Origin of the sequence: Halomonas sp. HP20-15, assembly GCF_033446685.1 — a bacterium.
Classification (GTDB): domain Bacteria; phylum Pseudomonadota; class Gammaproteobacteria; order Pseudomonadales; family Halomonadaceae; genus Modicisalibacter.
The window spans coordinates 273,285-290,417 of sequence record NZ_JAWQLY010000004.1 but is presented as its reverse complement, the minus strand read 5'-3'; the positions used below and the strand labels follow the sequence as shown (position 1 = coordinate 290,417).

General features: G+C 65.4%; 32 protein-coding genes. 19 read left to right on the top strand and 13 right to left on the bottom strand.

Annotated elements, in window-relative coordinates; all coding sequences use genetic code 11:
* Positions 1 to 113: 113 nt before the first annotated feature.
* The 12 genes from R6258_RS07800 to R6258_RS07745 form a co-directional block, all read right to left on the bottom strand.
* Positions 114 to 851, bottom strand: a complete 738-nt coding sequence (locus tag R6258_RS07800; protein ID WP_318449101.1) for a hypothetical protein — start codon at positions 849 to 851, stop codon at positions 114 to 116.
* Complete coding sequence (locus R6258_RS07795) at positions 851 to 1,324, bottom strand: VRR-NUC domain-containing protein (protein WP_318449100.1); 474 nt, start codon at positions 1,322 to 1,324, stop codon at positions 851 to 853. The genes R6258_RS07800 and R6258_RS07795 overlap by 1 nt, the downstream gene beginning before the upstream one ends.
* Positions 1,324 to 1,527, bottom strand: a complete 204-nt coding sequence (locus R6258_RS07790; RefSeq protein WP_318449099.1) for a hypothetical protein — start codon at positions 1,525 to 1,527, stop codon at positions 1,324 to 1,326. Before R6258_RS07790 ends, R6258_RS07795 begins: the two co-directional genes overlap by 1 nt.
* Complete coding sequence (locus R6258_RS07785; RefSeq protein WP_318449098.1) at positions 1,527 to 1,712, bottom strand: hypothetical protein; 186 nt, start codon at positions 1,710 to 1,712, stop codon at positions 1,527 to 1,529. The genes R6258_RS07790 and R6258_RS07785 overlap by 1 nt, the downstream gene beginning before the upstream one ends.
* Positions 1,709 to 2,008 (bottom strand): hypothetical protein, encoded by a 300-nt coding sequence (locus R6258_RS07780; protein ID WP_318449097.1) that lies wholly within the window; start codon positions 2,006 to 2,008, stop codon positions 1,709 to 1,711. Before R6258_RS07780 ends, R6258_RS07785 begins: the two co-directional genes overlap by 4 nt.
* Positions 2,005 to 2,691 (bottom strand): hypothetical protein, encoded by a 687-nt coding sequence (locus R6258_RS07775; RefSeq protein ID WP_318449096.1) that lies wholly within the window; start codon positions 2,689 to 2,691, stop codon positions 2,005 to 2,007. The genes R6258_RS07780 and R6258_RS07775 overlap by 4 nt, the downstream gene beginning before the upstream one ends.
* Positions 2,684 to 2,959, bottom strand: a complete 276-nt coding sequence (locus tag R6258_RS07770; RefSeq protein WP_318449095.1) for a hypothetical protein — start codon at positions 2,957 to 2,959, stop codon at positions 2,684 to 2,686. Before R6258_RS07770 ends, R6258_RS07775 begins: the two co-directional genes overlap by 8 nt.
* Positions 2,960 to 2,961: 2 nt before the next feature.
* Positions 2,962 to 3,294, bottom strand: coding sequence for a hypothetical protein (locus tag R6258_RS07765; RefSeq protein ID WP_318449094.1), 333 nt, complete (start codon positions 3,292 to 3,294; stop codon positions 2,962 to 2,964).
* A gap of 2 nt (positions 3,295 to 3,296) precedes the next feature.
* The gene (locus R6258_RS07760) at positions 3,297 to 3,917 is read right to left on the bottom strand and encodes a hypothetical protein (RefSeq protein ID WP_318449093.1); all 621 of its coding nucleotides are present in this window, start codon (positions 3,915 to 3,917) and stop codon (positions 3,297 to 3,299) included.
* Between the two features lie 55 nt (positions 3,918 to 3,972).
* On the bottom strand, positions 3,973 to 5,019 hold the full coding sequence (locus R6258_RS07755; RefSeq protein WP_318449092.1) for a DnaT-like ssDNA-binding domain-containing protein: 1,047 nt from the start codon (positions 5,017 to 5,019) through the stop codon (positions 3,973 to 3,975).
* Positions 5,020 to 5,312: 293 nt separating this feature from the next.
* Positions 5,313 to 5,621 carry a hypothetical protein gene (locus tag R6258_RS07750; protein ID WP_318449091.1) on the bottom strand — a complete coding sequence of 103 codons (309 nt, stop codon included), beginning with the start codon at positions 5,619 to 5,621 and terminating at the stop codon, positions 5,313 to 5,315.
* Between the two features lie 24 nt (positions 5,622 to 5,645).
* Positions 5,646 to 5,864 carry a hypothetical protein gene (locus tag R6258_RS07745; RefSeq protein WP_318449090.1) on the bottom strand — a complete coding sequence of 73 codons (219 nt, stop codon included), beginning with the start codon at positions 5,862 to 5,864 and terminating at the stop codon, positions 5,646 to 5,648.
* Positions 5,865 to 6,010: 146 nt separating this feature from the next.
* On the opposite strand from R6258_RS07745, the gene R6258_RS07740 reads away from it, so the two are divergent.
* The 19 genes from R6258_RS07740 (at position 6,011) to R6258_RS18860 (ending at position 15,819) form a co-directional block, all read left to right on the top strand.
* Positions 6,011 to 6,517, top strand: coding sequence for a hypothetical protein (locus tag R6258_RS07740; protein ID WP_318449089.1), 507 nt, complete (start codon positions 6,011 to 6,013; stop codon positions 6,515 to 6,517).
* Between the two features lie 237 nt (positions 6,518 to 6,754).
* Positions 6,755 to 6,910 carry a hypothetical protein gene (locus tag R6258_RS07735; protein WP_318449088.1) on the top strand — a complete coding sequence of 52 codons (156 nt, stop codon included), beginning with the start codon at positions 6,755 to 6,757 and terminating at the stop codon, positions 6,908 to 6,910.
* 76 nt (positions 6,911 to 6,986) lie between these two features.
* Complete coding sequence (locus R6258_RS07730) at positions 6,987 to 7,295, top strand: helix-turn-helix transcriptional regulator (protein ID WP_318449087.1); 309 nt, start codon at positions 6,987 to 6,989, stop codon at positions 7,293 to 7,295.
* A gap of 51 nt (positions 7,296 to 7,346) precedes the next feature.
* Complete coding sequence (locus tag R6258_RS07725; RefSeq protein ID WP_318449086.1) at positions 7,347 to 7,544, top strand: hypothetical protein; 198 nt, start codon at positions 7,347 to 7,349, stop codon at positions 7,542 to 7,544.
* The gene (locus tag R6258_RS07720) at positions 7,541 to 7,813 is read left to right on the top strand and encodes a hypothetical protein (protein WP_318449085.1); all 273 of its coding nucleotides are present in this window, start codon (positions 7,541 to 7,543) and stop codon (positions 7,811 to 7,813) included. Before R6258_RS07725 ends, R6258_RS07720 begins: the two co-directional genes overlap by 4 nt.
* The gene (locus tag R6258_RS07715) at positions 7,810 to 8,118 is read left to right on the top strand and encodes a hypothetical protein (protein ID WP_318449084.1); all 309 of its coding nucleotides are present in this window, start codon (positions 7,810 to 7,812) and stop codon (positions 8,116 to 8,118) included. The genes R6258_RS07720 and R6258_RS07715 overlap by 4 nt, the downstream gene beginning before the upstream one ends.
* Complete coding sequence (locus R6258_RS07710) at positions 8,115 to 8,408, top strand: hypothetical protein (RefSeq protein WP_318449083.1); 294 nt, start codon at positions 8,115 to 8,117, stop codon at positions 8,406 to 8,408. Before R6258_RS07715 ends, R6258_RS07710 begins: the two co-directional genes overlap by 4 nt.
* Positions 8,409 to 9,029: 621 nt before the next feature.
* The gene (locus R6258_RS07705; protein WP_318449082.1) at positions 9,030 to 9,341 is read left to right on the top strand and encodes a hypothetical protein; all 312 of its coding nucleotides are present in this window, start codon (positions 9,030 to 9,032) and stop codon (positions 9,339 to 9,341) included.
* On the top strand, positions 9,338 to 9,553 hold the full coding sequence (locus R6258_RS07700) for a hypothetical protein (protein ID WP_318449081.1): 216 nt from the start codon (positions 9,338 to 9,340) through the stop codon (positions 9,551 to 9,553). The genes R6258_RS07705 and R6258_RS07700 overlap by 4 nt, the downstream gene beginning before the upstream one ends.
* 2 nt (positions 9,554 to 9,555) lie before the next feature.
* On the top strand, positions 9,556 to 9,834 hold the full coding sequence (locus tag R6258_RS07695; RefSeq protein ID WP_318449080.1) for a hypothetical protein: 279 nt from the start codon (positions 9,556 to 9,558) through the stop codon (positions 9,832 to 9,834).
* A gap of 2 nt (positions 9,835 to 9,836) precedes the next feature.
* Positions 9,837 to 10,766 carry a recombination-associated protein RdgC gene (locus R6258_RS07690; protein WP_318449079.1) on the top strand — a complete coding sequence of 310 codons (930 nt, stop codon included), beginning with the start codon at positions 9,837 to 9,839 and terminating at the stop codon, positions 10,764 to 10,766.
* 21 nt (positions 10,767 to 10,787) lie between these two features.
* Entirely contained in the window at positions 10,788 to 11,423 is a 636-nt protein-coding gene (locus R6258_RS07685) for a hypothetical protein (RefSeq protein WP_318449078.1), read from the top strand.
* Positions 11,420 to 13,237: a DNA cytosine methyltransferase gene (locus tag R6258_RS07680; protein ID WP_318449077.1), complete on the top strand. Its 1,818-nt coding sequence runs from the start codon at positions 11,420 to 11,422 to the stop codon at positions 13,235 to 13,237. Before R6258_RS07685 ends, R6258_RS07680 begins: the two co-directional genes overlap by 4 nt.
* Positions 13,238 to 13,246: 9 nt before the next feature.
* Positions 13,247 to 13,882: a hypothetical protein gene (locus tag R6258_RS07675; RefSeq protein ID WP_318449076.1), complete on the top strand. Its 636-nt coding sequence runs from the start codon at positions 13,247 to 13,249 to the stop codon at positions 13,880 to 13,882.
* 12 nt (positions 13,883 to 13,894) lie between these two features.
* The gene (locus R6258_RS07670) at positions 13,895 to 14,170 is read left to right on the top strand and encodes a hypothetical protein (RefSeq protein ID WP_318449075.1); all 276 of its coding nucleotides are present in this window, start codon (positions 13,895 to 13,897) and stop codon (positions 14,168 to 14,170) included.
* A gap of 9 nt (positions 14,171 to 14,179) precedes the next feature.
* A complete protein-coding gene (locus R6258_RS07665) occupies positions 14,180 to 14,650 on the top strand; it encodes a hypothetical protein (RefSeq protein ID WP_318449074.1) in 471 nt (156 codons plus the stop codon).
* Between the two features lie 2 nt (positions 14,651 to 14,652).
* On the top strand, positions 14,653 to 15,111 hold the full coding sequence (locus R6258_RS07660; RefSeq protein ID WP_318449073.1) for a hypothetical protein: 459 nt from the start codon (positions 14,653 to 14,655) through the stop codon (positions 15,109 to 15,111).
* Positions 15,108 to 15,614 carry a hypothetical protein gene (locus R6258_RS07655; protein ID WP_318449072.1) on the top strand — a complete coding sequence of 169 codons (507 nt, stop codon included), beginning with the start codon at positions 15,108 to 15,110 and terminating at the stop codon, positions 15,612 to 15,614. Before R6258_RS07660 ends, R6258_RS07655 begins: the two co-directional genes overlap by 4 nt.
* A complete protein-coding gene (locus R6258_RS18860) occupies positions 15,535 to 15,819 on the top strand; it encodes a helix-turn-helix transcriptional regulator (RefSeq protein WP_412176362.1) in 285 nt (94 codons plus the stop codon). Before R6258_RS07655 ends, R6258_RS18860 begins: the two co-directional genes overlap by 80 nt.
* Here R6258_RS18860 and R6258_RS07650 read toward each other — a convergent pair.
* Positions 15,770 to 16,984: a tyrosine-type recombinase/integrase gene (locus tag R6258_RS07650; RefSeq protein WP_318449071.1), complete on the bottom strand. Its 1,215-nt coding sequence runs from the start codon at positions 16,982 to 16,984 to the stop codon at positions 15,770 to 15,772. The two genes, R6258_RS18860 and R6258_RS07650, sit on opposite strands and share 50 nt — an antisense overlap.
* Positions 16,985 to 17,133 lie beyond the last annotated feature (149 nt).

Below are 17,133 nucleotides of genomic sequence, written 5' to 3'. Positions count from 1 at the left end.
AAGGGAACGGGAGCGCTGGGGAACGCAACCGGGCGACATAACGAACTGCGCCCCGGCCACCGCTAGGGTGGTCGAGGCGCAGGAATCACAAGCTTAGCTGAACACTAGCACCGCTATCGCGGTTTTACAACATATTGTGGTTTTATAGCCATTTTGGCCTGTTGCACCACCAGGGGTAGTAGTTTCGCCCTCGCACGCCATGCCGTGTCGCGCATCGCTCGCATCGTTGAGAATACCTCCCGGCTGCCCGGCTCCTGCAGCTGCCGCATCCGCTGCCGAGCGTGCCAGGCGTTGTGCCGTGCTGGCGCCAGCGACCACGACACCGGCTTGAACGCCACCCACTCGCCAGCCGCGTACCCAGCACCCGGTGCCCAGCCCAGCCGCTTTAGCACGACCAGCTGCGAATCACAGACCTCGGCGAGCGTCAGCCCCCGGTCACCGGAGAGCACCGCGTGGTGCCGCTCGACCTGCCCCATGGCCATGCGCTGGTGGCGATGCTCGGGGATCGCATACCCGCACAGCAACACCGCCATGCGCTGGCGCTCGTTGAGATGCGCCAGCAATGCCGACGCCATCGAGCGCCAGCGGCACGCATACCGGTAGCGCTCGGCTGCCAAGCCGACATGATCGACCCGGCCGGTCAGTTGCCCGCGGGCCTCGCCAGCGCCAGCGATGGAGCTGGCCTTGTGATAGCCCGCATTCTGGTGACGCAGATCCAGCCGCCACTCGATCTCTACCTCGATCAACGAGGACAGCGCCGTCGCCAGCGCCCGCTCCCGTCGTTCCCCCTCCGGCTCACGGCTGATGATGCCCAGCAGCTCACCGATCCCCATATCCTCGATGCGGCGCATCAGCCCCTCCACTCTGTCCCGTGCGTCATCCCCTGCCGCTGCCCGACGATCTCGGTCTCCGGCCAGCTCATGTACTCCCGCAATACTGCCTTCGCCTCCTCGAGCCCGCGCGCCAGCACCGCGCAGTAACCCTCGTCTTCCGCCAGCGCCAGCCACTCGCGCTGTGATTTCGCCGTGGAGGCGTGATGCGGCGGCGTCGCCTTGAACTCGATGTACAGCCCATGCCAGCCACCCCGCGCCAGCTTCACCACCAGGTCGGACACGCCAGCCTTCACGCCCTGGGCTTTCAGGTCGCTGGCCGTCTTCTTGTTGCGCTGGCCACCGTTGGGCACGTGGTAGGTGTGCTCATAGGCCAGCCCGACCGCCGTACCCCGCTGCTGCTCGCCCAATAGCCACCGGATCAGCACCGCCTGCTCGACGCCTTCATGATCGACCCGGGCCCGGCGCGGCGTGGCGCGACGTGTTTGAACCATCAGCCAGCCCCCATCGCGCGCAGACGCTTTGCAGCCTCCGCCATTACCAAGTCGGCATCTCTATCCAGTTCGGCGGGAATGCGGACCGTGAATTCACGCTGCCAATCTTCGCCCCGCTTCGTCAGAGTGTTCGAGAGCTCGTCCAGCCGAGCGGCCAGCACTTCATTCGGTATCCGGTCACCAATGTCGTATTTTCGGCTCATCAATCACCCTCCATCTCATGGAAGTTCTGAGCGACCAGTTCGTCGGCCAGTGCTTCGGCTGCTTCTTCAAACTCTCTGTGAATCCGGTACCGGTCAATCAATGGAATATCTCGTTCCTGCGAGGCCTTCACCGCGGCGCGAGCCTTTGCCAGCCGCTTACCGGCCGGGCTGCTGATCGACATCATGTGCCTGCCCTCCGCTGCTTCCGCTCCCAGCGCTGGTAGTCCGCCACGATCTTGTCGAGCATTTGCCGGGCGCGGTCGTTGTGATCGATCTCGGCCCGGCTGGTGACGCCGCAGGCCTCGCGGATGAACTCGGCCACATCGTCCTGGCTGTGCGTGCCATCCGGCAGCTGCGCATGGCTCAGGCCGTGGCCATGCCGGCGGCGGTGGTCCAGATACAGGCGGAACCGCTCATTGGTACCGAGCAGCGCCGCCCGCTTGGATTGCGGCCCGCCCGGTCGATGGGTGGTCTGGGTCATTGGCTGGCCTCCCTGCGCCCGAGCAGCTCAGCGGGAACGAAGAACGCCCGTACGGTTCGCGCCCGAATGGACTCGCAGTGCGCCAAGAGTTCGCGCAGCGGCTCTGACTCGTCTGGCATCAGCGTGATGCGGTCGTGGGTGCGCTCGATCAAGCCATCGAGCAGCTCTACCACCTCGGCCTGCAGCGCCTGGTCGTGATGCGTTGCCGGATCCGCGCCCGCGACCAGGGCGTCAAGCATGGAGCCAATGCCGCTCTCGGTGGCGCCCGGCGGGTGGGCGACGGTCCCTGCCTCCTCCGGCTCGTCATATTCCGTAGCAAGCTCGCAGGCCTCGCAGCGGGTCTCGTAGAACTCCAACTCATCGGCGGACAGCGCCGCATCACAATCGGCGCACAGGGGGATCTTGGGCTCGGCCACCTGCTCATCATTCGCTGGCGTTGGCTCTGGTTGCTCCACGGCTCCAGCCAGCCCCTGCTCGGTGGCCCAGTAGCGCCCCTGGTCATAGGTCAACGATCCCTCGTCGCGAAGGAGCGCCAGCATCTTGCCGACGCGGGCCCGGTCGTTCTTGCCGCCGGCGTTGACCAGCGTGGCCGTCATATCGGCGGTGACGCCACGGCGGGTCTGCTGGCTCTCTTCCTGGATGGCGCGCACGATCGCGGCGCCGGTGATCTGTGCCTTAGCCATGGTGGGCGTCTCCCGGTAGTTGCTTGGCCTCGATCCGCCCGGCGGCGGTGAGTGAGTAGACCGGCTGGCTGATGCCAACAGTCGGATGTTTCTTGAATGTGATGCGCGCCAGTCCGTCTCGGCAGAGCGCACCTAGGGCACCAGCCGCCTCACTGCCCGATATTGACTGGCCAGCATCGCGCAGATCCCGGGCGAGGCGACTGGATGTGGCTGAGGTTCGCAGTTGCAGCGCCAGCAGGCAGGCGTTCTGAACGTCGATGGGTTTCATGCTCACGACCGCGCCCTCCGCAGGATGTCGTCAGCTTCTACCCGTCCGCGCTCGGTCAGCCGCAACGTCGAGCGAGCGGACCGCGCGCCGGGCACCAGCTTCGTGCCGGCCTGCTCGACGAACTTGGCGTCCTTGAGCGAGCCGACGCGACCACACGCCGCGCTCAGGGCCATGCCGCCACGCTCGGCGATTTCGTGGCGGGTCAACGGCTCGTCAGCCAGCGCCAGCACCACCAGCACGGCATCCTGCTGCCGATAGAGCTCGCCGCTATGCAAGTGGTCCAGGTAGGCGCCGAGCGACACCTCGTTACCGCTGGGTACTCCGATGGGTTGCATGGTCACGCCCTCCCCAATGCGGCCCGCATCGCGCGCAGGCCCTGGTCTGAATTCATGCGTTGCGGCAGTCCGGCGGCCTCGGCGCGCTGGGCGGCCTGCTCGTTGCTGGCGCGCTCGGCCAGCTCGGCCTGGCGGCGACGGGCGTCATGCTCGAGAGCTGCCTGGGGGCGCATCGCCGCACCGCGTGCCACCCGCTCGACGACACACTCACGGCTGTTGCTCGCGTAGTAGTGCTCGAACTGGCGGCGGTGCTCGGTCAGTTGGTGATAGCTGGCGCTGCGCAGGTTGTGCAGATCCACATGCTCGGCAGCGGCGGCCACGGCCTCGTGCATGAACGGCTTACCGGCAAAGGCATGCTCCTGGACGTTGCGCCACGCCACCTCGATGCTGGGCAGGCCCAACGGCTCCGGACGCAGGCGGCACGCCTTTGCGAACAGCATCGGGCTATCCGGTGGCCACGCAGTGCGACCCTGAGAAACGGCCTCGGCGGCGGCATCATTGAGAGCGGCCAGGCCGCACTGCACATGCGCCACGCTCAGATGTTGCAGGGCATGCAACCACTCGCCTGTGGCGTCAAAGCTCACCCACTCGCCGTTGAGGTTCTGCCCCCAGGCGCTGTCCACACACCGGCGGCGCCAGTGCGCCCCGTACAGCTGGCCGAGCGCGTCGAAGAGCCAGTCAATGGTTTCCGCCGTCACCGGCGACAAACTCCCCGTCGTAGACCCGCCCTGCTCCGCCTGGCGGTGCCGAGTCTTCGTCGCGGCGTTGCTGTTCAGCGAGGCGACGAGCTTCTGCGGCGCTGACGTTGGCGAATCGCTGGCGCTGTCCAGCAGCTGGCTGACGGTTTCCATGGGCACCTCCGGGGGTGGGCTGGTTGGCTTGCTGGCGCTGATCGTTGCGGATCCAGTCGACGAGCTTGGCGGTCCACGCCATGGCGCCGTAGCGGCGGCCCTGGTCGGCGTGGTGAGCGGTGAACTTGGCCAGTTGGTGGGTGGCTGGCTGGGTGTCGGCAGGCAGACCGGCACGCTGGCAAGCGGCGGCCAGGTGCTCAGGGTCGGGTTGCCAGTCGAGCGTCATCACGAATTGGCGAGCGCCAGCGGTCGGCGGCTGCTCGCCGTCGTCGGTGCATTGGGCCGCTTGCTCGAAGATCGATTTGCCCGCGCCAGAGAGAGAGTGGGGGTTGGTTAAGGACGTTTCGGGTGCAGCTCTCGCACCCCGTGGCGTCGTCATTTGCACCCCGTTCCCGCTACGGGGTGCATCTGTTGCATCCCGCGATTCTTCACGGGGTGCATTTCCTGCACCCTGCGGATCAAGCATGTCCGGGGTCTGCTCATCGCCGAGGTCGATGGCCTCGATACCCTTGCCGAGCGCCAGGTCATAGACCACCGGGCGACGGTCGGCGCGGTCAATGATCGCCGCCGCCACCTTCTGGTTACCCTTCCGGATCAGCCCTTCTTCCTGCAGGAACTTGAGCTTGGCGATAACCGTGCGGCGGCCCAGCCCGGTGTAGCGGCACAGCAGGTCGACGCTGGGGAACGCATGGCGCCCTTCGTGGTTAGCATGGTTTGCCAGACCGAACAGCACGGATCGGGCCGCCGGGTCGGTCACGGCCTGCTGCTGGAGGGCCCAGCTCGTGGCCTCAACACTCACATGCACCTCCCCGCCGCCGCGACGGCGCGGGCTTTGCTGTTGGCCTTGCTGCTCGACAGCTGGCACGTCCGGCATGCCAGCAGCTTCGAGCGCTCGAAAGTCAGCGGGTCGGTGATCATCATCTGGCTCTCACCCACGTAGTGAGCGCCAGCCGGGCACCAGTGCAGGCCGCGACCGCGGCGTAGCTGTGTCATAGCGAACCCACCCCGCCCAACCAGGCGATCAGTACGAGCGAACCGGCGAACGCGATAGTGAGTGCGTCGCTCATAGGCCACCCCCGGTCATGCGGTGGAACAGGGCCACCTGCGCCAGCAGCACCAGCCCGAGGCCGATGCACAGCGCCAGCGGCAGCAGATTGCGGATCGTCTTCATGCCGGCACCGCCTTGCCCAGCCCCAGGCGCTGGAGCTGACAAAGCGCAGCCTCGTCAAGGTGGCCCTGGCGGGTCCGCTCGGCACGCTGCTGCGCCAGCAAGGCCTCGGCCGGCGGCATGCCTGAGCCGCCGGTCGCCGACTTGGCGATCAACTCGGCCATCGCCAGGTGGTACCGCTCACGCAATTCCAGCGCCCTGCACGTTTTGCCGGCGTTCTCGGCCGCCTCGGTGTCCAGCGCCAGCCGCGTCGTCTTCTGTATCAGCTCGGCACGCGACATGGCGGCGTAGTTGGGATGTTGTGTCATCGTCGTGGCTCCCCTTCCCCTTCGTTACAGACGCATGCCCAGCCGACGGATCTCTGCCGCCGTCAAGGCCCCGGTCTTTTGCATACGTGCCAGTTGATCGCTGTAGCGGGTGCGCCCATTGAGTTCTGAGAGCGGGAGGTGCCCCTGCTTGATCATCTTGTGAACGTTCTGCGGGGTGCAGCCCAGGCCTTTGGCGACGATGCGGGTACCGCCACAGTCATTGATGAGCTCTTTCAACGTCACGGACTATCCACCATAGAGTCAACTGTAGGTTGATAGTCTGCGATATAGAGTAAAGTCTGTAAAGAATTGGTTGTTTTTGACCAATTGTTCCTTAGACGGCACCGCATATAATCAACCGATCGATTGATACAGCGGAGACTCAAGGGATGCCGAGACCAACGTCGGACGCGGAAGAACGGCGCATCATCTGGGAGCGCATCCTTGAATCAGCGCTGAAGCACCATGAGCGCGATAAGGTCTACGGAATGCAGAAGGTAATCGCCACCGATTCAGGCGCTGGCGAGGCAGCTGTGTCGAAGTGGGCAAAGCTAAAATCGAAGCCCGAGGAAGGCACAATCCGGAAGCTGGCGGAGTTGTATGGTGTTTCGTCCGCCTACCTTTCGGGGTTCGATGAAGCGGACAGCGAGGTGCGATCGCCCGCGGCCGCCGGCTACACTGTCGACCAGGTGCGTGACATTCGTCTGACCGCCATGGAGATCGTCGAGCGTGTGCTGCGGCGCCTGAACCCGCATGCTGAGCTGACTGAAGTTCTCCGGTACGCCGGTCGCGCCATGGAGTTGCTCGAGCAAGGCAAGGACCGCGACGCGGTTTATGGCGTGGTCTTCCAGGAGGCAGAGGAAGCCTTGGAGAATAGCCCTTCTTCTGGCCAGTAAACCTGTAAATACAGGATTGCACTTTCCTGTAAAGCTGTACCCACCCCCTCAAAGCCCGCCTTTTCCGGCGGGCTTTTTGCGTCCCAATGCCCTCAACAGGAGCGGTTACTAACCGCTTCTCGTCAGTCGAAACCGTGAGCCATCAGTTAAATTAGGATGACCCTCAGGGAGGGTGGCCAGCTCATATCTTTCATTATACTGTATGCACATACAGCGATGGTCTGTTGAGAGGGTCACATGAAACAACCGCCGAGTAAGAGCCAAGAAATGCCGCGCGAGATGCGCCGCCGCCTAGCCATCGCACATGATTGGCTCAGAAACGGCCGCCCGCAGCACAATTTTTCAACCAAGGAATCAACCACCAAAAAGCACTACGCTATTCCCTCCAAATAAAATCAACCTTATCGGTTGACTCTCTCTGCCTTGCCGCCTAATATCAACTTAACGGTTGATTGTTGAGGCAGAGAGAATGCAACTCACGAAGCGCCAAACGCAGATTGTCGAGCTACTTGCACAAGGCTTAACCGCCGAAGAAGCAGCTGCGAAGCTCAGCAGGGCGCTGCCCACCGTGAGGCGTCATCTCCAAATGGCCTACCAGCGTGTAGGCGCACGCAACACACCCCATCTGGTCGCAAAAGCCGTCGCCGGCGGCTGGATCAAGGTTGTCTGCCTCTCTCTCGCCATAACCATTGCCGCCAACTGCAGCGATCAAGCGCTACGCAGACCGACGGCTCGCGTCCGCATCATGCGGCCCACCTCAACACGCATGTACGCCTAAGGCAGGGAGACAGCTATGGCTATCCAGTCCATCGAGTAAGCGCTGGTCGACATGGGTCAGCAGATGCAAAAGCCGCACATCGCCAAGCTGGCGCGCCGGGCAATCGATGCCGGCGCAACGTTCGAGCTGGTGGTGATCGTCAAGCGGACGAAGAAAAGCGGGAGCGTGGTGCGGATGGAGAGTCGCGACGTCCTGCCCCCGCGCTCACACGGCAGCCTCATCCGCCTGAACGGAGACGACCACGAATGAGAATCCCCAGCTACCAGCGCTTCCAGATCGCCGCGATCGTCGATCAGTGCATCGACGTGACGAATGCCGGCACCTACAGCGCCAGCTTCCGCTACGGCGCCAGCAACCACATCGACGTGATCACGCGGCGCATGAACCCGACCGGCGACAGCGATGACGTGCAGCACCACTGGGCGCGGGTGGGTAGCCCAGACCTGAGCGCGAAGCTGACCGAGATCACCAAGCACCTTGACCGCCTGCTCGCGGCCAGCCAGGAGCGCCTGCAATGAACCAGCACGACGCCGACATCTTTACCTATGCGGTCCGCGAAGTCGCCGAGGCTTGGCGCGAACACGCCCAGCGCAGTGGCACCACCGACCCCGAGACCGAGCTGCTGGCGCGGGAGGCCGTCGCCGGATCGCCGCGCGCCGGTTACCGCCCGGCCTTCTACGTGCCGAGCACCGGCGAGCTGGTCGTGATCGTCGCCTGCGAGCCGCACCGCACCCAGGCCGAGGCCATCGACTTGCTGCGCTGGATGCTCGAGCAGCTCCACAACAACGGCAACATCAGCCTGTTCAGGGAGGACGCGGCATGAACTGGATGACCGAATCCGACCGCGGCGCCGCCGGCATCGTGATGGGCATGGCCGTCCTGCTACTCGCCATGCTCGCCCTGCTCGTCTGGGCCGTGATCGTCGGCCCGACCGATCACCAGGTGCGTCAGGCAGCGCAGACCGACTACTGCCAAGCCGTCGGCCAGTGGAACGACATGGCCGCCCGGGGCGTGCCGGCCGCCCAGCGCTTCGGCCACCCGGACTACGACGACCGCGCCAGCGATTGCACCGACTACACCAGCGCCAGCGGCGAGCAGCTCGCCAGCTGGTAACCAGACCGCCGGCGGCTTACGCCGGCCTGTAACCGCAAGCGCCCGCCTCGGACGCTCCCGGATGCAGCAGCTCTTTAACAATTCGGACCCCGATTTACAGGCGACACCGGCCCGCCTTTTGACGTGCGCCGGTATTCAGAACGGAGGTTCCCATGTGACCACGTAACGGCCATAGGCCGCCCACTCCTTCACCACACGTGCCCAACTCAGCCAGGGCATTAAGCCGGACTGCACTGGTGGTGTCGTAAGAGCCCGACGACGGCACGGCAATGCGATTGAGCCGAGCCAACAGGGAAGTCCGCAGCCCAAATGCGAAGACGACACCGGATCGACTGCAATCGCGAGCGGTTGAGAAGGCGCCGCGCCAGCAGGGCGACATCTGCTGGCCATCGGAAAGCGTCCGCGGACTTGGAGACAAGGGTTAGTCCCTCTCGCCAAGACGGTCAGGGCGCTTCCCGATGCGTGATGGCGCATCACTTCAGTAACCCTGCGTACCTCGCCCGGCTCCGGCCGGGCGCTTTTTACCCACCCCAGTGCAGCGGTGAGTCACCGGCAACCTGTAAGCAATTCTTACAAGTTGCGGTGGCTGACCGGTGCGCTGGCCGACAACGGAGACCCGATATGCAACGCGACGCACAGACCATCGAGGCCGACATCGACGCCCACCGGCGAATGGTCACCCAGGCCCAGCAGACCATCGGCCAGCTCGAGGACGAGCTGAGCCGGGCGAGGGCCATGAGCGCAGCCGATCAGCGCCAGCGTCAGCTCATCGCCCGCGTCCTGACCCGCATGGAGTTCGGCGAGAACATCGTCGCCACCCCGCGCCCCTGGTGGTGCCGAGGCGGCCAGTTGATCGAGCGCGCCAGCGCCGACGAGATGAACGCCCTGTTCGCTCTGCAGCGGCAGGGGCTGATCGAAGGGAGGCGCGCGTGACTACCTGGCACATCCACATGCCCATCTCCGCGCTACTGCGCAAGAGCGACAAGCGCTTGATGGAGACGCTCACCCACCCGGGCGGCGCAGCAGGTGCCCGGGCCGAGCTACGCCAGATGCTGGACGCCGGCAGGACAAACCTGGTCGCCGGCCCCTGCGACAACCAAAACCCGGACGGCTCATGCGCCGGCCACCCCGATCAGGAGCGATGAGCATGCAATGCAACTGCCGACAAGACCTCGAGGCCCGTCTGGCCGAGCGCATGAAAAAGGATCTACCCGAAGGCTTCCACGATTACAACGCCTCGCTCCAAGGCTACGCCCTCATCCTCAGCGATCCCGTCGAAGAACGCGTAGCGGTCACTTACGAAGGAGACGTGCAAGTGCCGAAGAAAGGCGGCAACGGAACGAAGCGCCAGAAGATCAAGGCCAATATCACTGCGAACTACTGCCCATTTTGCGGGAAGTCGGCGGAAGTAGATAAGGAGCAATAACCATGTGGTTCAAATCCCTCCACCTCTACCGCGTCCACGATGCGCCAGCCCTCGCCCTCGATGACCTGGCCACCGCCCTGGGCGAACAAGCCCTCCGCCCGCTTGGCGGCAGCGAGGCCCGGCGGATGGGCTGGTCAGCGCCAGCCGGACGCGGCAGCGAGCAGCTCGTCCACGAGATCAACGGCCACCGGCTGCTGTCCGCCCTCCACCAGGAACGCCTGCTCCCCGCTTCCGTGGTGCGCGAGGAAGTCGAGGCCCGCGCCAGCGATCAGGAAGGCCGCGAAGGCCGGCCCCTGCGTCGTCAGGAAAAGCAGGCCCTCAAGGAACAGGTCTACGAGGAGTTCCTGCCGCGCGCCTTCGTGCGCACCAAGCGCATCGACCTCTGGTGGGACACCCAGCACCAGCTGATCGGCGTCAACGCCTCGAGCCGGACCGCTGCCGAGAGCGTGCTCGACCTGCTGCGCCAGACGCTGGGCTCACTCAAGGTCACGCCGCTGGCCACCAAGACCACGCCGACCCGGGCCATGACCGAGTGGCTCGGCAACCCGGAGTCGCGCCCCGCCTGGCTGGAAGTCGGCGACCAGGTCGAGCTCAAGGCCACCAGCGGCGACGAGAGTGTCGTGCGCGGCCGCCAGGTGGATCTCGGTGGCGACGACATCGCCGGCTGCATGAGCGCCGGCCGGCAAGCCACCCGCCTGGCGATGACCATCGACGAGGCGGTAAGCCTGGTCCTGCACGACGACCTGGCGCTCAAGTCACTGCGCTTTGCCGATGGGGCGCTCGACGAGGCCGCACAGACCGAGGACGACGGCGATCCGGTGGTGCGCTTGGAAGCGGACTTCGCGCTGATGACACAGGTACTGGGCGAGGCAATCGATCAGCTGGTGTCTGGGTTGGGTGGTGAAGCGAATCCGGCCGCGCCGGCGCCATAACGAACAATGACGGAGGGGAACATGAAGGAACGTCCGATTCTGATGAACGGCGAGATGGTCCGCGCCCTACTCGACGGCAGGAAGACGCAGACGCGGCGGGTAGTGAAGCCGACCAAAGACCGCAACGGCTCAGGCTGCGAACTTGCACCCTGCGAGATAGCTGGCGAGATCAACAATGGCGACTACCACTTGTGTCCTTACGGCCAGCCCGGTGACCGGCTGTGGGTGCGAGAGGCATGGACAGCCGGCTATTACCACAATGCCGATGCGGACGATGGCCCGCAAGTATCCGTCATATATCGCGCCGACAGCGCAGACATGACACACGCTGCCCCCAGCTACGAGCTCGCCGAGGAATGGGAGCGCTCCTATTCAGAGGACGGCCCGGACGACCCTCGTTGGCGCCCCTCCATCCACATGCCCCGCTGGGCCAGCCGCATCATGCTGGAGATCGTCAGCGCGCGCGTCGAGCGGCTGCAGGAAATCAGCAAGGCGGATGCTCTCGCCGAGGGGATCACTCATCGCACCATGAATTGCCCGCGCCATGAATACTTCCAGCTCTGGAATGACATCAACGGTGATATGGCTCACGAGGCCAACCCCTGGGTGTGGGTCGTCGAGTTCAAGCGGGTCGAGTCTGGGAGTGCTGCCGCATGACCAACCTCAACCTGTTCGGCCACGAGCTGGTCGTCGACAACTTCGCCGGGGGTGGCGGCGCCAGCGAGGGCATCGAGCAGGCCCTCGGCCGCCCCGTCGATCTCGCCATCAACCACGACGCTGCGGCTATCGCCGTGCACACCGCCAACCACCCGGGCAGCGAGCACTCGGTTGCCGACGTGTGGGACATCGACCCCGAGCAGGCGACGCGGGGCATGCCGGTGGGGCTGGCGTGGTTCTCGCCGGACTGCCGGCATCACAGCAAGGCCAAGGGTGGCCGGCCGGTGAGCAAGAGCGTACGCGGGCTGGCCTGGGTCGCCGCGCGCTGGGCCGCCCGGGTCAAACCGCGGGTGATCATTCTGGAGAACGTCGAGGAATTCCAGGACTGGGGCCCGCTGGTGAAGAACGCCAAGGGCCAGCTGGTACCCGACCCAGCACGCAAGGGGCAGACCTTTCGCGGCTTCGTGCGAGCGCTGAACCGGCACGGCTACCAGGCGGACTGGCGATTGCTCCGCGCCTGCGACTACGGCGCGCCGACAATCCGCCGCCGGCTGTTCCTCATCGCCCGCCGCGACGGCCTGCCGATCGTCTGGCCCAAGCCGACCCATGCCGCGCCCGAGGCGCCAGCCGTGAAGCGCGGCAAGATGCAGGCCTGGCGCACCGCCGCCGAGTGCATCGACTGGTCAATCCCCTGCGCCAGCATCTTCGATCGCGACCGGCCGCTGGCCGAGAACACGCTCAAGCGAATCGCCAAAGGCGTCATGCGGTACGTGGTGGATGCGGCCGATCCGTTCCTGGTGACCTACTACGGCGACAAGAATGGAGAGTTCCGCGGCCAAGCATTGGGAAGGCCACTGGCCACGCAGACGTGTGAAAACCGACATGCGCTGGTCGTGCCGCATATCACCAAGTTCCGCAATGGTGCCATCGGCCATCGCGTAGACGAGCCGATGCACACCATCACGGCTAACGCCAACGTCACCCGGCCGGGCGTCAACCCGGGTGGCTGTGCGCCGCTCGGCATCGTGTCGGCAACCATGGTCCAGACCGGCAATGGCAAGCGGCCCGATCGCTGGCGATGCGTACCCTGCGGCTTCACTTATGATCGCGGCGACCTGCCGACCTGCGGATGTGTGAAGTGCGGCGCTGTAGAGGACCCGGTTCTGATTCCCGGCCAGGAGCCGCGAGCGCTTGACCTGCAACGCCCGCTCGGCACCGTGGTTGCCGGTGGCCAGAAGCATGCCCTGGTCTCCGCATTCCTCGCCAAGCACTTCACCGGCGTCGTCGGCGACGATCTGCGACGGCCGGTACCGACGATCACCGCCACGGATCACAACGCCCTGGTGGCGGCCAACCTGGTCAACCTCAAGGGCAGCGAGCGCGGGGGCCGGGATCTGCGCGAGCCGATGCCCACCGTCTGCGCTGGCGGCACGCACGCTGCAGCGGTGGCCGCCTTCCTGGCGCCCTACTACGGCACCGGGTCCGGCGAGACCGGGCGCGACCTCCGCGAGCCGTGCCCGACGATCACCACCAAGGATCGCTTCCAGCTGGTCACCGTGACCATCGAGGGCGAGCAGTACGTCATTACCGACATCGGCATGCGGATGCTCCAGCCCCACGAACTGGCCATGGCGCAAGGCTTCCCCGCCGACTATCGGCTCGACGAAGCCGACGGCAAGCGCGTGCCGAAGTACACCCAGGTCCGCCTGGTCGGCAATAGCGTCTGCCCGCCGCTGGCTCGCGCCATCGTCGATGCCAACTTCACCCACGAACGCAAGTTCATGCCTGCGCCAGCCGACACCGCCGCCGCTTAGGAGAAGCCCATGCCAGCAACCAGCCACTTGCGCGGCCACGCCATCGAATGGGATGCGCTGCGCCAGCACTGGGTCTACTGCGACACCCGAGAGCCCACCGACGAGACGTGGCGAGATCGGACGTGCGGTCACTGTGATCGCCACAGCACGCCCGAAGGGCACGATGCCTGCCTCGGCACCCTGCCCGGCGTTATGAACGCCTGCTGTGGTCATGGCCACGTGGCCGAGGCCTATGTGCAGTTCGAGCCAGGGCGCGAAGCCCGGGGGCACCAGGCGCTGGAAGAGATCGAGCGGCTGAGGAGCGAGGCCGCCCCGCTGATCAGCAGCCAGCGCCATCTCGATCGCAACAAGGTGCTGCACAAGGCCCGGACGTTCCGTGTCTTCACCGTGAAGATCCACGAATGCGAGCTGCGTGGGCGGCGGTACCGGATGGTGGTCGACGGCCACCACAACCTCGCGGCGGCGCAGATGGCCGGCGTGCCGCCCCGCTTCAAGCCGGTCAGCGAGAAGTTTCTGCGGAGTCTCAGCCGGCTGACACCTGCCCAGCGCGAGGCATTCCTGATCAACAACCTCAGCGACAGTGACCACTACTACGTCGAGACCGGCGAGGTGGTCGCTGAGCTGCTGCCAGTCGCTGAGGCATAGGAGCCCATCCACATGAACGCAGAACCCATCGTCGACCCGCGAACCGGGCGGCTCACCACCGTCTACGAGCTGGCCCGCGAGACCGGCGTCGGGTCGCACATCATCTGGTACCGGTACGACACCCAAGGCGTGCGCTCGATGCGCCTGCTCGCTCCGAAAGGAGCGCCGATCGACATCGAGGCAGAGCGCCGGTACGCCCACGAGCTGTTCATGCGCTCGACCGTCGGCATCGTATCAACCCACCGCCTCGGCGACGTTGCCCGGGCAAAGCGCCAGATGGCGGCATAGGAGAAAACCATGGCGCGATACGCCGAAAACACCTCGGTCTCGAGCGAGCGTAGCCGCGCCGAGATCGAGCAGACCCTGGCTCGCTACGGGGCCGATGGCTTCATGTACGGCTGGGACGCCGGTACCGCGGTGCTGGCCTTCCGCATGCGCGGCCGCCGCATCCGCTTCGACCTGGCCATGCCCGACCGCAACGACGAGGCCTTCACCCTCACCGACACCGGGCGGGAGCGAGCGCCAGCCCAAGCCGCCAAGGCATGGGAGCAAGCCTGCCGGCAACGCTGGCGGGCCCTCGCCCTGGTCATCAAGGACAAACTCGAGGCGGTCGAGTCCGGCATCACGATGTTCGAGGAAGAGTTCCTCGCCCACATCGTCCTGCCCGGCGGCGACACCGTCGGCCGCTGGATGCTCCCGCAGGTCGAACGCTCCTACCAATCCGGGCAAATGCCACCGCTGCTGCCCGGGCCAGACGATAAGAGGTGACCATGAGCGACAAGCCTATCGAGCCGCGCGACTACACGCTTGGGCTCAAGGTCGTGGATATAGGCGACATTCGTGTGGCCCGGGGCGAGACGCGCAGGCCTCGCACCACTTGCCGTCACCGGCACATGGTTTACGACCAAAAGGAGCGCCGGGTCTGGTGCGAGGACTGCGAGTCAGAGGTCGAGGCGTTTGATGCCCTCATGCTGATAGCAGAGCAGATGGACGGGCACATCAAGCGCTTGCAACGCCGGGAGCGCGAGGTGAGCGAGTCCGAGCAGTTTGCCGCCCGGATGAGAGCAACCAAGGAACTCGACCGAGTGTGGCGTACACGCAACATGACGCCGACCTGCCCGCATTGCGTCACTCCTTTACTTCCCGAGGACTTCGCGAACGGTTGCACGTCGACCAGCAGGGAGTTTGCCCGGGCAGCCAGACAGAAACGGAAGGAGAAGGGGCATTGAAACCCACCCACACCCACGCCCAGGGCGGCCGGTTCGCCCTGGTCTGCGAGACGCCGGGTACCGGGCCGCTCGAGGGGCAGACGCTGGTGGTCTACCACGACCTCGGCCGTGACGTGCAGAGCGCGACGACGCTCGACGATTGGCGGCAGCACTGGCGACCGATCGCCACCGACGACTGCCCGGTCTGCCTGGGCACCGGTACCGACCAGATCAAGGGCAATAAGAGCTATCCGTGCGGAGGCTGCTACGGACTGGGCAAGGTCTGCTCCGACGGCGAGACGCCGGACGATCGCTGGGAGTTGGCCGAGGTGGCTGCCGGCATCATCAAGCGCCAGCAGCAGGAGCTCGAGCAGCGGCGCCAGGCGATGGCCCTGCCCGAGGTGCGCGCTGCACTACAGGCGGCACGGGAACGGCAGGCGGCGGATGCAACGGCAGCGAACGAACAGCAATGGCGGGACGGCCGCGGGCATGGCCCCGGCGGCCGGCGATATACGGGAGATTGAGATGGCACAGCTACTAGCTATGAAGGATGTGGCCGAGCGAGTCGGCTACAGCGAGAGCAAGGTTTACCAGTTGATCAGGGGCCGGCAGTTTCCCGCCGGCCGCAAGATGCCGACTGGCGGGGTCCGATGGCTTGAAGAGGAAGTCGATAACTGGATCATGCAGACATACGCCCAGGCACAGGAGGCGCGGCTCGCTCCTGTATGAGCGCGTCTATGTAATCGCTCCACCATTGCAGCATCAGCCGGCGTTCATCGAGATAGTCGGCGTGGTTATAGGAGGCGCGCACCTTGTCGCCCGGGGTGTGCGCCAGCTGACGTTCGATCACGTCGCCGCGCCAGCCATGCTGGTTGAGCAACGTCGAGGCCGTCGCCCGAAAGCCATGCCCCGTGAATATCCCGACCCAGCCCATCCGGCGCAGCCGGTCGTTGATCGTCGTCTTGGCCATCGGCGTACGCGGGTCCCGCAAGCCGGGAAACATCACCTCGCCGCCGCCTGAGATCTTGTGCAGCTCCTGCAGCAGCGCCACCACCTGGGTGGTCAGCGGCACGACGTGCGGCCGGCGGCGCTTCATCTTATCCGCGGGCACGTGCCACTCGGCCCGCATCCAGTGGATCTCATCCCAGCGCCCTTGGCGCATCTCCCCGGTGCGCAACATGGTGCGCATCAGCACCTCCATGGCGATCTGCGTCAGGCGATAGCCGCCCTTCGTGGGGATGCTTTGCGCCAGCGTGCGCAGTTGGTCGGGTGTGAGTGCCTGAGCATGGCGAATAGGCGGGCGCTTCACCGCGCGCCGTAGCGGGGCCGAGGGGTCATGCTCGGCTCGCAGCGTGCTGGCCGCATATTGATAGATGGAGCCTACCCACTGGCGAATCAGGATGGCCACTGTCGGCGCGCCGCGCTCTTCGACACTCCGCATCAGCTTGAGCACGTCCGCCGCGGTCACGTTGTCGATGTGCTTGGCGCCGAACGCAGGGATCATCTCCTCCTCGACGCCCTTCCGGACCTGCCCCGCATAGTACGGCGTCCAGTGCAGCTCCTGCCGGGCGAGCCATTCGAGCGCGATCGTGGCGAACGAATCTTCCCTAGCCGAGCGCTCGGCCTCCTGCTGCAACCGGTAGGCCTCGACAGGATCCAGACCGCGAGCGGCCGTCGCCTTCACCCAGTCGCGCTCTGCACGGGCCTCCTTTAACCCGACCGTGGGATATTGCCCGGCGGTGAACGTTTTCTCCTTGCCCTGCAGGAAATAGCGCACGCGCCAGATCTTCTTGCCCGATGGGCGCACATCGAGATAGAGCCCCTCGCCATCGGGTATGCGGTATGGCTTTTCGCCTGCCTGCGCCTTGCGCGCCTTGGTATCTGAGATAGCCACCTGGGTAACGCTCCCCTTTGTCCCCGTCCAGAACAGCCGTTACCCAGGATCTTACCCAGGTCATGTCCCAATAGCGATGGGTAACAATGGACCGATATGCAGAAATCCCCGCATAGAGCGGGGCTTTCAATACTGGCTATTCATACATG